The organism is Neobacillus mesonae (genome assembly GCF_023715155.1).
Taxonomy (GTDB): domain Bacteria; phylum Bacillota; class Bacilli; order Bacillales; family Cytobacillaceae; genus Neobacillus; species Neobacillus mesonae_A.
Genome location: NZ_JAMBNQ010000023.1, coordinates 36,453 through 50,487, shown reverse-complemented (window position 1 = coordinate 50,487; position 14,035 = coordinate 36,453). Strand labels below are relative to the sequence as shown.

Sequence of the window (14,035 nt, the reverse complement as noted above, 5' to 3'; positions counted from 1 at the left end):
AAAAAGGGCACCTCTCTTATGAAATACAAGATGAGGTGTCTCTTTTTTCAATAGAAAACCATATTCATAAATTGGGCTTACAAACTCATTTTCAAGGACGAACTGAGAATAAAAAATCTTCAATTAAATGTGTTTTCAGTTTTTTTATGATTATGGAATAGGATATGGGGGAATTGTAATGAAAAGTAAAGGGTATCTCGCAATATTTTCTTCACTTACTCTTGTTTTATTATTATTGGCAGGATGTGGTCAAAGAAGCACAACCACTTCGAATGAAATTAGTAGTGGAGACAAGAAAGACAATCCTGGAAAACCGAAAGTTGCTGTTGTTTTAAAGTCATTGGAAGCGGAATATTTCAAGTTAATGGAGAGTGGAGCAAAGATAGGGTTTAAAGATTTCGATGTAGAGGGAACAATTTTAGCTCCTTCTAGTCAAACAGAGGTTGAGAAGCAGATTAATATACTCGAAGATTTATTGACTAAAGATCTTGATGCTTTAATTGTAATGCCGAGCCAATCTAAAGCAGTGATTCCTGTGCTTGAGAAATATAAAGCTAAAGGTATTCCTGTTCTTCTGGTAGACAGTGATATCGAATGGGATGGAAAAACAACATTCATTGGTACTGACAATTATACATCCGGCCATGAGGCAGGAAATGTATTAGCATCTCATCTAAAAAAGGGAGATGAAATTGCTATTATTGAAGGAGTTTTAGGAACACCAGTAAGTGAAGATAGAGTAAAAGGGGCGGAAGATGCACTTAAAGAAGCAGGTCTTAAGGTTGCTGCTACACAGACAGCTGATTTTGATCGAGTCAAAGCAGTCTCTGTAGTGGAAAATATTTTAACCGCTAATCCTAACATTAAAGGTATTTTTGCAGCGAATGATGAAATGGCATTAGGGGCTTTAAAGGCTACAACAGCCCGAAATATGTCTATTCCAATTATTGGTATTGATGGTACTAGTGAGGCAATCCAATCAATCAGTAAAGGTGGATTAACAGCTACTGTTGCTCAACAACCATATAACATGACGTACAAGAGTGTCGAAAATGCAATAAAAGTAATTGAAGGCGGGAAGATTGATAAAAAAATTAATAGCGGAAAGGATATTATTATTACGAAAAAAAATGCTTCAGAGAAACTAGAAGAAGTGAAAAACTTACTTAATAAATAAAGTATCGTATGGGATGAATCCATACATTCCCGTTAAAGTTATTTATTCACTAATAATAATTATCTAATTTTTGTTTAAATATGAATTAATTAGGATTATTTTCAGTGCATTACTAAAAATAATCCCTACTTTTATCTTGGATGTTATCGATTAATAACAAAAACGTCTAGCCAGAGCGTTTTATTAATGACTAGACGTTTTTTTTTGATACTGTATGTTATTGTGATTTGAAAGTACTCTATATAACTATGTTAAATAAGAGACTTATTTGAGTGAAGATTTGATACAATGTCCTCAATAAATTTTTTTGATTTTTTTGCATACTCAAAAGGATTACATATTAGAGGGTCTTGTTCACCTTCAATTAATGCCCAATCTTTGTACCCTTGGTCAAGTAATTCTTTAAAAATTGGTTTAAAATCTAAACATCCATCACCAGGAACAGTAAACATTCCTTTACTAATACATTCTCTAATGCTGTAACTATTCTGTTTTGCTTGATCTAATATTTCTTGTCGTACGTCCTTTAAATGAATATACTTTATTCTGTCGTAATATTTCTTTAATAAGGTTAATGGATCATTTCCGCCATAATATCCATGACCTGTGTCAAATAGCAGATAAACTAGATTCGGATCACTCATTTCCATTAATCGGTCAATTTCTTCGGGTTGTTCAACCACTGTACCTGCATGGTGATGGTAGACAAGGTACATGCCATTTTCACGGCAAATTTCACCTGCTTTATTTAGCCCCTCAACCATATATTTCCACCCATCCTCATCTAAACGGATAACCTCAGTTTCATCTTGACCTCTTCTAGGGTCCTGATTCAGAATGGAGCCACCAATTTCCGCAGTACTTACTACTTTACAACCAAATTGTTTCAAAAATTCTACATGGTTACGGTACTCTTGTAACTTACTTTTGTGATTATTCGAATCAGAAAACAATACAGATTTCCATTGAGTAGTTAATTGAAGATTAAAATCTAAAAGGGCCCTTTTTAGCTCTTGGGGATCTTTCGGGAACTTTCTGCTTACTTCGGTTCCTTTAAATCCCAGAGATGCAATTTCGGACATTACTTGTTGATATGAATAATGATCACCATGTTCTAACACATCTTCGCCAACCCAATTTATTGGATGAATACCTAAATTAAATGGAATGTGGGTCATTTTAATTTCCTCCTCTTTAAGTTGCATTTTAATAATTAGTTAAGATTATTTTCTAAGATGAAAATTGAAATCAATTCAAGAAAAAAACTAAGCGCTTAACATATATTATTTATTTTATACCAGTTGTAAAGGTTATTCAATAAAATAATGAATTTGAGATTAAAAAGGCGTAATAATAAGAAAAAGTAAGTAGTCAGTAAAGTTAGAAGGTGTAAGAAAATTAAGAAAAAGTTTAAGAAAACACTTTCAAAAGGAGATGATTTAGTCTATAATAAAAATCATCAAGAGAAGCGCTTAACTAAAAAGTAGCTGTTGTATTTAGAAAGGGGAGATCTCTAATGGAAAAAATCACGATTGGTATTATAGGTGCAGGTAGAATTGGACGAATGCATGCAGAAAATATTATTTCTATACCGAGCATTAAAATTAAAACCATCTCAGATTTATTTGTTGAAAATGCAATTAAATGGGCTGAGCAAATAGGAATTCAAAACGTTACGACAAATTACCAGGATATTTTGAATGATCCCGAAATTGATGCAATCTTTATTTGTTCACCGACAAATACACATGGTGAGATCATTAAAGAAGCTGCTCGAGCAGGGAAACACATTTTCTGTGAAAAACCAGTTAGTTTTTCAACAGAAGAAACAAAAGATGCTCTTGAGGTGGTAAAAGAGGCTGGAGTGAAATTACAAGTTGGTTTCAACCGCCGCTTTGATCCGCATTTCAAAAAGGTTCACGAAACTGTGAAAGAAGGGAAAATAGGAGATCCACATATTATAAAAATCACTTCACGTGATCCAGAGCCGCCTCCAGCTGAGTACATTAAAAATTCTGGAGGATTATTCTTCGATATGGCCATTCATGACTATGACATGGCTCGTTATGTAGCAGGTAGTGAGGTTGAGGAAGTTTATGTTCAAGGAGTAAATTTAGTAGATCCAATTTTTAAGGAACTTGGAGATATTGATACAGCTATGACTATCCTAAAGTTTGAAAATGGGGCTATTGGTATAATTGATAACAGTCGAAAAGCTGTATATGGTTATGATCAGCGTGTTGAAGTATTTGGATCAAAAGGATGCGTAACTGCTCAAAACGAACATCCAACAAATGTAGAAATTAGTACAGCAGATGGAGTTTATAAAGATAAATTAAAATATTTCTTTTTAGAACGCTATAAAGAAGCATATATGTTAGAAACCCATGCATTTATTGATTCAATTCTGAATGATAAACCGCTTGTTTGTAAAGGAAATGATGGGCTTCAGGCTGAATTAATTGCAAAAGCTGCAAAGGAATCTCATGAATTTGGTAAACCTGTCAAAATTAAGAGAGAAAAATTTTTAAAAGTTTAGCTCCCTAAATTAGAAAGTACGTGGGTTTGGATACGATTTAGAAGTGAATATTACAAATTTCACACTCCAAACCCATTAGCCTTTTTCAGATATCAATTTCTTTACTGTAGGTCGCTATAAGATAGCAATCTATAATTTTTTACATTTTTGGTTAAGCGCTTAAGTAAAAATACTCTTCATTTTATTAAGGAGGAATTCAAATGAGTCTATTACTTCAAGAAAAGGTGAAAATGTTAAACCGTAGAGCGACTGAGACAAGAAAACTTATCCTTGAAACAATTCATCACGCTGGAGCTGGCCATGTGGGGGGGCCATTGTCCGCTGTAGATGTGCTAGTTAGTTTATATTTTGAAGAAATGAATATTAATCCAGAAGATCCTCGTGGGGTAGACCGTGATCGTTTTGTCTTATCAAAAGGGCATTCAGCTATTGCGTTATATACTGTACTTGCACAACGTGGTTATTTTCCTATCGATGAATTAAAAACATTTGATGAGATTGACTCACGCTTGCAAGGACATCCAGATATGAAGATCTTGCCTGGTGTTGACATGTCTACAGGTTCTTTAGGGCAGGGGATCTCTGCTGCAGTGGGTATTGCGCTTGGTGGAAAATTGTGTAAAAAAACTTTTCGCACATACTGCATGATTGGAGATGGTGAATCACAAGAAGGGCAAGTATGGGAAGCTGCAGATGTGGCATCAAAGTATCAGTTGGATAATCTTGTTGTTATTATGGACCATAACAAACTTCAGCAGTATGGGTGGGCTGGCACAGTAACAGAGCGAGAAAACCCTGCTTTTTCTCCTGAAAAGCGTTGGGAGGCATTTGGTTGGAATGTAATCAGCTTGGATGGTCATGATATTGAACAAATCATTAAGGGATTTGAAGAAGCAAAGCAAATAAAAGGAAAGCCAACTATTATTATTTCTAACACGATTAAAGGGAAAGGTGTAAGTTTCATGGAAAATAGTTACTCATGGCATGCGCGTGTACCAAATGATAAAGAATTAGAAGCAGCTATTAAAGAAATCGAAATGGGGGTTTAAAAGGATGACAAGCTTAAAAACTGTAGAAAAAGTAGCAATGCGTGATGTGTTTGGTGAAACTTTACTTAAATTATCCTTTGACGATCCGAGGGTTTTTGCTTTGGACGGGGATTTAGCTACTTCAACAAAGGTAGATCGTATTGCAGAAAAAAATGCTCCAAAATTTTTACAAATGGGAATTGCTGAACAAAACATGATGAGTGTTGCGGCAGGTCTTGCCACGACGGGTTTACAGCCATGGGCAACAACTTTTGCGGCATTTTTGTCTAAACGTTCTATTGACCAAATTCAAGTACAAATTGCACAGCCTAATCTAGACGTAAAAATGGTTGGTGCATATAGCGGTTTATTAACCGGCTTAACAGGTAAGACGCACCAAGCCTTAGAAGATATTGCAATTTTCCGCAGTTTGGCTAACATGGTAGTACTGGCACCGGCTGACGGTGTTGAAACAAGGAAAATGATGGAGTTTGCAAATAATCATTATGGACCTGTTTATATCCGCCTTGCAAGGGATCCACTGCCAGTCGTTTTTTCTGAAGATTACAAGTTTGAACTTGGGAAAGCAATAAAGGTAAGAGAGGGGAAAGATGTGACCATTATTTCAACAGGCACACAAACGGGTCGCTCTCTTGAGGCTGCGGAACAACTTGCTGAAGAAGGAATTGAAGCAGCAGTCTTGCATATGCCTTCTATTAAACCACTTGATAAGGAAGCAATCATTAAAGCTGCAGATGAAACAGGTGCAATCGTAACATCAGAAGAACACAGCATTTATGGAGGTTTAGGAAGTGCTGTTGCAGAAGTCCTTGTGGAAGAAAATCCAGTGCCAATGCTTAGAGTTGGTGTCAAAGACCGTAATTCGGAGTCTGGCCCCAATGAGGCTCTACTTCAAAAGTATGAAATTTCAATAGATCATATTGCAGCTCGCGTAAAAGAAGTTTTAAAGAAGAAATAATTCTATGTGAGAACGCAGAAAATCTGCCCTCTATGTTAAGCGCTTAATAAAAAATATAAAATGATGTTAGGAGTGATAAGATGGTAAAAACAATCGAGAAAGAAAGGTTGTTTATTAATGGCGAATGGGTAGCTACAGAAGAATCATATAAAATTTATAATAAGTATACAGGGGAAATTTTTTCTGAAGTGTCTTTAGCAAGCCCAGAACTTGTGAATAAAGCAGTAGAATCCGCGGTTTATGCTCATAAGAAGGTTTCTTTTACACCGGAATCTCGTCATACAGTATTAGTACGTGTTGCTGAACTATTAAAACAGAACAGAAATGAATTCGCAAACACGATCGCGCAAGAGGGTGGGAAGCCTATCTCAGATGCAATTGGGGAAGTAAATAGATCTATAGCTACTTTTCAGATGGCTGCTGAGGAGACTAAAAAATTAGTTGGTGAAATTATCCCTAATTACAATGTTCAAGGTCGTTTTCTATACACCATAAAAAAACCAGTGGGAGTAGTTGCTGCAATTACACCGTTTAACTTTCCTTTAAATCTTGTAGTTCACAAAGTAGCACCTGCATTAGCAGCTGGGAATCCGGTAATTGTTAAACCTGCATCAGATACAGCAATTTCAGCTATTAAATTATGTGAATTATTAGAAGAAGCGGGTGTACCAAAAGGTTATATTCAGTGTTTAACCGGTGGTGGTAGTACAGTGGGAGAACAGCTATTAAACGATGAACGAATTGCACATTACACTTTTACTGGCTCGCCTTCTGTAGGAAAACATATTCAAAAAACAATTGGATTACGTAAGGCGACATTAGAATTGGGGTCTAACTCAGCTACAATCGTTCATGGTGATGCAGAAGTTGAAAAAGCAGCGGAGAAGTTAGCAAAAATGGCATTTGCTAATGCTGGGCAAATTTGTATCTCGGTTCAACGCATCTTAGTTCAGAGTTCGGTAAGGGAACGATTTATGGAAGCATTTTTACAAAATGTTTCAGAACTTAAAGTGGGTGACCCTCTAGATCCTGAAACAAATGTCGGACCAATGATCAGTGAAAAAGAAGCAATTCGTATAGAAGAATGGGTAAATGAAGCAAAACAAAATGGTGCATCTATTTTAACGGGTGGTAAGCGTATTGGTAATATTTATTTTCCAACCGTATTAACAAATGTGAAAAGAGGCATGAAGGTTTTAGACGAGGAAGTATTTGCACCAGTGGTATCTGTACTCTTCTATGATACCATTGAAGAAGCAATCGAACTCGTTAATGATTCGAAATACGGCTTGCAAGCAGGAATTTATACTAAGGATTTAAATTTGTCTTATAAAATTCCTCATTTACTTGAAGTTGGTGGGGTTATCGTCAATGATACATGCTGCTTCCGTACCGATCAAATGCCATATGGTGGTGTTAAAGAAAGTGGAAATGGTAAAGAAGGTCCTGCATATGCTATCCAGGAGCTTGTTGAAACGGTGACAGTGGTGATAAATATAGAAGATTGAATTATTGTCGGTATAAATTTTAGTGAAAACGGTGATTTTTACTAGATTGGACAGGAATGTTAAATGATTTCCTAAAGTTTCTAATTCGCTTTTATCTGCAAAGATTCATTGCAATTCATACAATAAGTCTTTCTATGTGCTACTTTTTTTCGTAAAGCGTTTAACTTTCAAGATGTATTATTCAAAAACTGCTATACTAAATAGTAGTTGATGAATATTGAAATGAGGAAAATATTATGCAACAACCAACGATTTATGATGTAGCCAAAAAAGCAGGTGTTTCAATTGCCACTGTTTCCGGTGTTATTAATAATAACGGAAAATATAGTAACAAAACGAAGGAAAAGGTATTGGATGTAATGGAAGAGTTGAAATATTATCCAAGTTCCGTTGCATCCTCACTTACGGCTAAACGTACCCAAACGATCGGTTTAATTATTCCTGATATTTCAAGCCCATTCTATGCAGAGTTTGCAAGGAGTCTTGAAGATTGGGGAGATGAAAAAGGGTACAGCATAATTATTTGTAGTACAGATTATAATGAGAAAAAAGAAAAAAAATACGTGTCTTTATTACTCCGAAGACGAGTGGACGGAATTATTATTTCTTCAGGTTTTAACAATGTTGATTTAATTAAAGATATAATACAACAAGAAATACCAGTAGTTTTAGTTGCTTATAATATAGATTCATTACAACTTAATACAGTTTCAGTGGATGACTATAGAGGTGGATATCAAGCAACAGCTTACTTAGCTGAACTTGGTCATAAGCGTATTGCAATCATTACAGAAACTGTTCAAAGTAGTGCTGAACGAATTCGCGGATATCAGAATGCGCTAAATGATTATCACTTAATTTATGATGAAAACCTTTTAACAGAGTCGAGAGCCACATTTGAAGAAGGTGAAATACAGGCAGAAAAACTTCTCAATCTAGAAGAACCTCCAACTGCTATTTTTGCTTTTAATGACATCTTAGCAATTGGTGCCATGCGAGCAGTTCTCAAAAGAGGTTTAAAGATTCCCGAAGATATTTCAATAGTTGGGTTTGATAATTCAGTTTTGGCTACTATATGTAATCCCACTTTAACTACAATGGCACAACCGCTCAATGATATGGGTAAAGAAGCAATAGGATCATTAATCTCAGAAATTGAAGGAACGGTAAAAAGAAAACAAAGAATACTATTATTACCTGAACTGGTTAAACGACATTCAACAGGACCTGCAAATTTAAAAAGTAATAAAAGAGAAGTCAAAAATTGAGTAAATTCAATTTTTGACTTCGATGAATCCTAAATTAACAGTAACCATTTCTTTTTATAGCGTAAATTAAAAAGAGGGAAAAAAATGAAAGTTACTATATATGACGTTGCAAAAAAAGCGGGTGTTTCAATAGCAACAGTTTCAAAAGTCATTAATAATAAAGGGAATATTAGTGAAAAGACAAGAAAAAAAGTCTTGGATGTGAAGAAAAAATTAGATTTTCATCCTAATGTAATGGCGTCTGCATTGACGGGCAAAAAAACAAAAACAATTGGATTGTTAATTCCAGATTTGGCTAACCCATTTTTTTCTGATCTTGCACGAAATATCGAAGATAGTGCGAATGAATTGGGATACAATTTAATTATGTGCAGTACAGACTATTTGGCGGAGAAAGAAAACAAATATTTATCACTATTAAAACAAAAAAACGTTGATGGTTTTATTCTGGCGTCCGGATTTGAGGATTTAAGAAAGATACAAGAATTAATGGAGGAAAATATTCCTGTATCAATCATTGCACGTGATTCTCCAATGATTCCTATTAATACAGTAGTAATTGATGACTTTATGGGAGGATATCAAGCTACGTCGTACTTAATTAGCTTAGGACATGAAAATATAGGGATAATCGCTCGTAATATATGGAGTAATAGAGAAAGATTAAGAGGTTATAAACAGGCTTTAGAAGATAACGGAATAAAAGCACCAGGACATATTGAATACGCAGAGGAGATAAGTATAGGTTGGGGGAAAAAAATTACACAAAATTATTTGAATAGTGATAATCCTCCGACGGCTGTTTTTACCTGCAATGACTTATTGGGGATCGGAGCAATCCATGCTGCAAGGGAATATGGTATTTCCGTTCCAGAACAATTATCTGTAATTGGCTTTGATGACACGATGATTGCAACAATAATTGCCCCTTCGTTAACTACTATGGCTCAACCTGTACAAATTATGGGGAAAGAAATAATGGAATTAATGGTAGGGATGATCGAGAGGAATGAGATAATTAAACAAATTATATTAATGCCTGAACTAGTAGTGAGAGAGTCAACGGCAAAAGTCATAAAAAAATATTTTTGAAGAATTTTTATCTTACTTTTTAGCAACGAGTTGATTTTCTGAATAGTTAGACATATAATATTGTTTGTTATTATAAAAACTATTTGTAAAAATTTATAATTCGATTTTATTAAAAAGTCTAATATAATATCAATAATAATTATTTATTTTTTTTTATTTGAAAGTGAAGCGCTTAACTCTCGTTGAAGGGAAAAATTATATGAATGGGAATTGTTTAATTGTTCAATCTGGAGGTCCCACTGCTGTTATAAATAACTCATTAATCGGAATTATTAATGGAGCGCTTGATTCATCTTTTAAGGGCCAGATTTATGGAGCTGTAGGAGGATTACATGGATTGCTCAATGAATCCTTTGTAAATTTAAATGATTTGTCTAACCAGGAGCGTTATCGTTTACGTTGGACACCTGGTGCTGCACTTGGATCATGGCGTTATAAGCTCACACCAACAGATATTGAAATAATATTAAAAGTTATGAAGAAAAGGGATATTCGATATTTCTTTTGTATCGGTGGAAATGGATCAATGAATGTTGCTCAAATGATTGATGAGCAAGCCAAAAAAATCGGATATGAATTAATTGTAATTGGAGTTCCAAAGTCAATAGACAATGATTTAATGGGAACAGATCATTCTCCCGGTTTTGGAAGCGCTGCAAAATTTTTAGCAACTTGTATGCTTGATATTAAGATGGATATGAAAAGTTATATGGTAAGTAATCGCATTACAATCATTGAAACAATGGGCCGTCATGCAGGTTGGTTAGCAGGAGCTTGTTCATTGGTCGGAGATGTAGGGGATAATTGTCAAGATTTAATTTATATTCCGGAAGTGCCATTTGATGTGAATGCCTTGATAAGAAAAATCCAATCTTTAAATTTGGAAAAAAAGAGTGCTGTGGTAGTGGTCTCCGAAGGGATTAAAGATCATCAGGGGAATCTATGTTCAGGAAATAACCTTAACTATGACATCCTTGGTCGACCTAAGCTTGGGGGAGTTTCTTCATATTTAAATAGTATTATTAAAGAGGAAACAGGTATACATTCACATCTTATTTTACCTAGTACCTGGCAGCGAAGTAGTATGTTATTTGCCGCAAAAACAGATGTATCGGAAGCCTATAATGCTGGAATAGAAGCCTGGTCTTTTGCAAAGAGAAATTATACGGGAGTTATGATTGGATTAAAGCGAAAAAATTTAAAAGAATATGAAATTTCTTACGAAACCGTACCGTTAAGTGAGATTGGAGGAAAGGAACGCTTTGTCCCAATAAATTGGTACAATCAAGAAAACTGTTCCATGTCTAAAGATTTTATTGACTATGTACGTCCGATTATCAAGGGCGAATTGATGCTTCCTTCGGATAATGGTCTTCCTGTTTATGGGCGTGTTATATAAATATTTATGTTTAAGGTGAAATAAATTACTTTATTTTTTGGGGTTATATACTCGCTAAATTGGGTTTTTCAGGAAAGTTAACAAAATATCTTATTAGATTTTGCATTATGTTTAACAATTTATTTTGACTTGACTAACATTGAAAGGATGATCAATTATGCCAGTTTCAGAAAACTCATTAGCACTAGGTTCAATTATTTGTGATAAGTGTGGACGCCTTTTGGATACATTTCGTTCAGAGAAAGTTGGATTTTACTATTCACGTTGTAATGAAAAAAAATGTATTGAGCAAGTTTCTAAACTTAAAAATTAGTACTATAAATTAGTTAAAAAACTGAGGTTGAGAAGGTGAAAAATAGTGTCCAATTTGGCTGTTATATTTGATATGGATGGGGTAATTGTCGATACGGAGCCAATTTATAGAAGATATAACCAGGAGATATTTAAGAAACTTGATATTCAGGTAGATGAAATTACACAACGTAGTTATATGGGTGGAACCGCCAAGAGAAAATGGTCAATTATAAAAGAAAAGTATTCTTTGCCGCAAAGTGTAGAAGAGCTTATTGCATTGCAACGTACAATATTTTCACAGAAAGAATGGGATTATAAGCAACTGTTGTTTCCGGAGGTATTACTCCTATTAATGTCTTTGAAAAAACATGGTATACCTACTGCTTTAGCATCTTCTTCCGAAATGAGGAGAATACAAACAGTAATAGATCAATGTGAATTAAGAGATTATTTTAATGAAATTATTTCAGGTGAAGACTTTGAAAGGGGAAAGCCCGATCCACAGATTTTTCTCCATGCAGCAGAAAAAATGGGGGTATCAGTATCAAATTGTATAGTTATTGAGGATTCTTACAATGGTGTAACAGCTGCGAAAACAGCCAATATGTATTGTATTGGGGTCAGACATAAACAAATAAGCATGGATCTATCACAAGCAGATAGGATTGTGACTTCTTTAGCTGAAGTAAACGTTGCTAAACTTAAAGAATTATTTGCCTTAAGGCATTTTTAACTTTACGAATATATAGGGGTCCAGACTATTTAAAATACATTTTATTTTTCAAATAGAAAATGAAATAGAAATTTTTGTTTAGTGTGTGACTTCCAAATTGGAAAAAGGAGATTAAGACTATGGTGTTAAGAACTGCATTGGAATGTCATAAACGTATAGTGAAGTATCGCCGGGATTTGTATAAGTTAGCAAAAGTCAAAGGAATTTCACATATAAATGTCATCGATCTTAGTAAAAAATTAGATAAAGAAATTATATTGCTACAAAAAATCATGCAAGAAGTACGTCCCATTTGGAACTGAGGGAATCAATCAAACACTAAGCTTCATTACTAATTTAGACCAAAAGAACAAAATTAGTCGTACCAGAGTGTCAAATATCTTTTTCGTAAGGCTATAATATTTTTCTAGAAATATAAAAACAAAAGTAATTTAGAAGCTATAAGCGAGGAAAGTTGTGGATTGAGAATCCAAGGACAAGTAATATCGGTGAAACCTAAAAATGGCATGATTGGAGTATTTTTTTACAGATAGTTATCTGACTTTTGCAAATGATTAAGTCTAGTGAAATGAAATGCACCTTATAACCAAAAGTTAAATTTAAACGCTTTAGAATTGAAAACTCCGAGGGAGTGATGAACATACAAATCTTCGCACGGAAAACCCTCGTTTCAACATAAAAATAAGTTTTAATGGTTAGGACTTCTTGTTCTTATTTCCAATGGAAATCAATATATGAAAGAGGTAATAATGTTGACATTACGGGAAGAATCACTAAAAATCCATAAGGAAAATAAAGGGAAACTGGGTATCTATTCAAAAATCGAAGTATGTAACAGGAGAGATTTAAGTCTTGCTTATTCACCTGGTGTGGCAGAGCCTTGTATTGAAATTCATCAAGATGAGGACAAGGTCTATGATTATACGATTAAAGGAAACCTTGTAGCCGTTGTTTCTAATGGTACAGCTGTACTGGGGCTTGGAAATATTGGGCCTAAAGCAGCCATGCCGGTGATGGAAGGGAAAGCATTACTGTTTAAAACATTCGCAGATGTAGACGCATTTCCAATTTGTATTAATACGACAGACACAGAAAAAATTATTGAGATGGTTCAATTATTAGAACCCACGTTTGGTGGAGTGAACTTAGAAGATATTGCTGCTCCTCAGTGCTTTGAAATCGAGGATCGCCTGAGGAAATCATGTAATATTCCGATTTTTCATGACGATCAGCATGGTACAGCTATTGTAACAGCTGCAGGATTAATCAATGCTCTTAAACTTGTAGGTAAGAAAATTGAAGATATTCGTGTTGTAGCAAATGGTGCTGGAGCCGCAGGTGTGGCAATTGTAAAATTGTTACTTAATATGGGTGTAAAAGATGCCATTTTATGTGATACAAAAGGAATTATTTATGAAGGTCGCCCTGTTGGAATGAATTCATTCAAAGAAGAAATGGCGCGGATAACTAACAAAGAAAATAAAAAAGGAACTTTAGCAGATGCACTTGTTGGAGCTGATGTTTTTATTGGCGTATCGGCTGCAGGTGCTGTCACTCAAGAAATGGTTCGTTCCATGAGTCAAAATCCCACAATTTTTGCAATGGCCAATCCGGTGCCAGAAATCATGCCACAAGATGCAAAAGATGCAGGAGCCTTTGTTGTAGGAACGGGTCGCTCTGATTTTCCAAATCAGATAAATAACGTATTAGCTTTCCCTGGAATTTTCCGTGGGGCATTGGATGTTCATGCAAAAGTAATCAATGAAGATATGAAACTGGCAGCTGTATATGCCATTGCTGGCTTGATTTCGGAGGAAGATCTCAACCCCGATTATGTAATTCCTGATCCTTTTGATCCCCGTGTGGTAGCGCATGTTGGAGCGGCAGTATCTCTAGCCGCGATAGAAACAGGTGTTTCACAACTGAATGTAAATAATAAAGAAATTAAAGAGCGCTTTCTAGCGGTAACGAAAGACAAAAACGTTTTCGTATAAAACAGACTACAGTTTTTCACTTGA

At 34.9% G+C, this 14,035-nt stretch carries 13 protein-coding genes; 12 read left to right on the top strand and 1 reads right to left on the bottom strand.

Annotated elements, in window-relative coordinates:
- Window positions 1-178 precede the first annotated feature (178 nt).
- On the top strand, window positions 179-1,177 hold the full coding sequence (locus tag M3183_RS17455) for a sugar ABC transporter substrate-binding protein (protein WP_251471770.1): 999 nt from the start codon (window positions 179-181) through the stop codon (window positions 1,175-1,177).
- 251 nt (window positions 1,178-1,428) lie between these two features.
- Here the strand turns inward: M3183_RS17455 and iolE are convergent, their stop codons facing one another.
- On the bottom strand, window positions 1,429-2,355 hold the full coding sequence (gene iolE, locus M3183_RS17450; RefSeq protein ID WP_251471769.1) for a myo-inosose-2 dehydratase: 927 nt from the start codon (window positions 2,353-2,355) through the stop codon (window positions 1,429-1,431).
- Window positions 2,356-2,693: 338 nt separating this feature from the next.
- On the opposite strand from iolE, the gene iolG reads away from it, so the two are divergent.
- From iolG to M3183_RS17400, 11 genes are all read left to right on the top strand, one after another.
- Window positions 2,694-3,716: an inositol 2-dehydrogenase gene (gene iolG / locus M3183_RS17445; RefSeq protein WP_251471768.1), complete on the top strand. Its 1,023-nt coding sequence runs from the start codon at window positions 2,694-2,696 to the stop codon at window positions 3,714-3,716.
- 200 nt (window positions 3,717-3,916) lie between these two features.
- Window positions 3,917-4,765 (top strand): transketolase, encoded by an 849-nt coding sequence (locus M3183_RS17440; protein WP_251471767.1) that lies wholly within the window; start codon window positions 3,917-3,919, stop codon window positions 4,763-4,765.
- A gap of 4 nt (window positions 4,766-4,769) precedes the next feature.
- The gene (locus M3183_RS17435; protein WP_251471766.1) at window positions 4,770-5,723 is read left to right on the top strand and encodes a transketolase family protein; all 954 of its coding nucleotides are present in this window, start codon (window positions 4,770-4,772) and stop codon (window positions 5,721-5,723) included.
- 80 nt (window positions 5,724-5,803) lie between these two features.
- Entirely contained in the window at window positions 5,804-7,231 is a 1,428-nt protein-coding gene (locus M3183_RS17430; protein ID WP_251471765.1) for an aldehyde dehydrogenase family protein, read from the top strand.
- A 236-nt stretch (window positions 7,232-7,467) separates the two neighbouring features.
- On the top strand, window positions 7,468-8,499 hold the full coding sequence (locus tag M3183_RS17425; RefSeq protein ID WP_251471764.1) for a LacI family DNA-binding transcriptional regulator: 1,032 nt from the start codon (window positions 7,468-7,470) through the stop codon (window positions 8,497-8,499).
- Between the two features lie 84 nt (window positions 8,500-8,583).
- The gene (locus tag M3183_RS17420; RefSeq protein WP_251471763.1) at window positions 8,584-9,591 is read left to right on the top strand and encodes a LacI family DNA-binding transcriptional regulator; all 1,008 of its coding nucleotides are present in this window, start codon (window positions 8,584-8,586) and stop codon (window positions 9,589-9,591) included.
- Window positions 9,592-9,790: 199 nt separating this feature from the next.
- A complete protein-coding gene (locus M3183_RS17415) occupies window positions 9,791-10,990 on the top strand; it encodes a diphosphate--fructose-6-phosphate 1-phosphotransferase (protein ID WP_251471792.1) in 1,200 nt (399 codons plus the stop codon).
- A gap of 157 nt (window positions 10,991-11,147) precedes the next feature.
- The gene (locus M3183_RS17410; RefSeq protein ID WP_251471762.1) at window positions 11,148-11,303 is read left to right on the top strand and encodes a GapA-binding peptide SR1P; all 156 of its coding nucleotides are present in this window, start codon (window positions 11,148-11,150) and stop codon (window positions 11,301-11,303) included.
- Between the two features lie 45 nt (window positions 11,304-11,348).
- Window positions 11,349-12,017, top strand: a complete 669-nt coding sequence (locus M3183_RS17405) for an HAD family hydrolase (protein ID WP_251471761.1) — start codon at window positions 11,349-11,351, stop codon at window positions 12,015-12,017.
- A gap of 119 nt (window positions 12,018-12,136) precedes the next feature.
- Entirely contained in the window at window positions 12,137-12,319 is a 183-nt protein-coding gene (locus tag M3183_RS27470; protein WP_396953734.1) for an aspartyl-phosphate phosphatase Spo0E family protein, read from the top strand.
- Between the two features lie 447 nt (window positions 12,320-12,766).
- Window positions 12,767-14,011, top strand: a complete 1,245-nt coding sequence (locus M3183_RS17400; RefSeq protein WP_285880212.1) for an NAD(P)-dependent malic enzyme — start codon at window positions 12,767-12,769, stop codon at window positions 14,009-14,011.
- The last annotated feature ends 24 nt before the right edge of the window (window positions 14,012-14,035 follow it).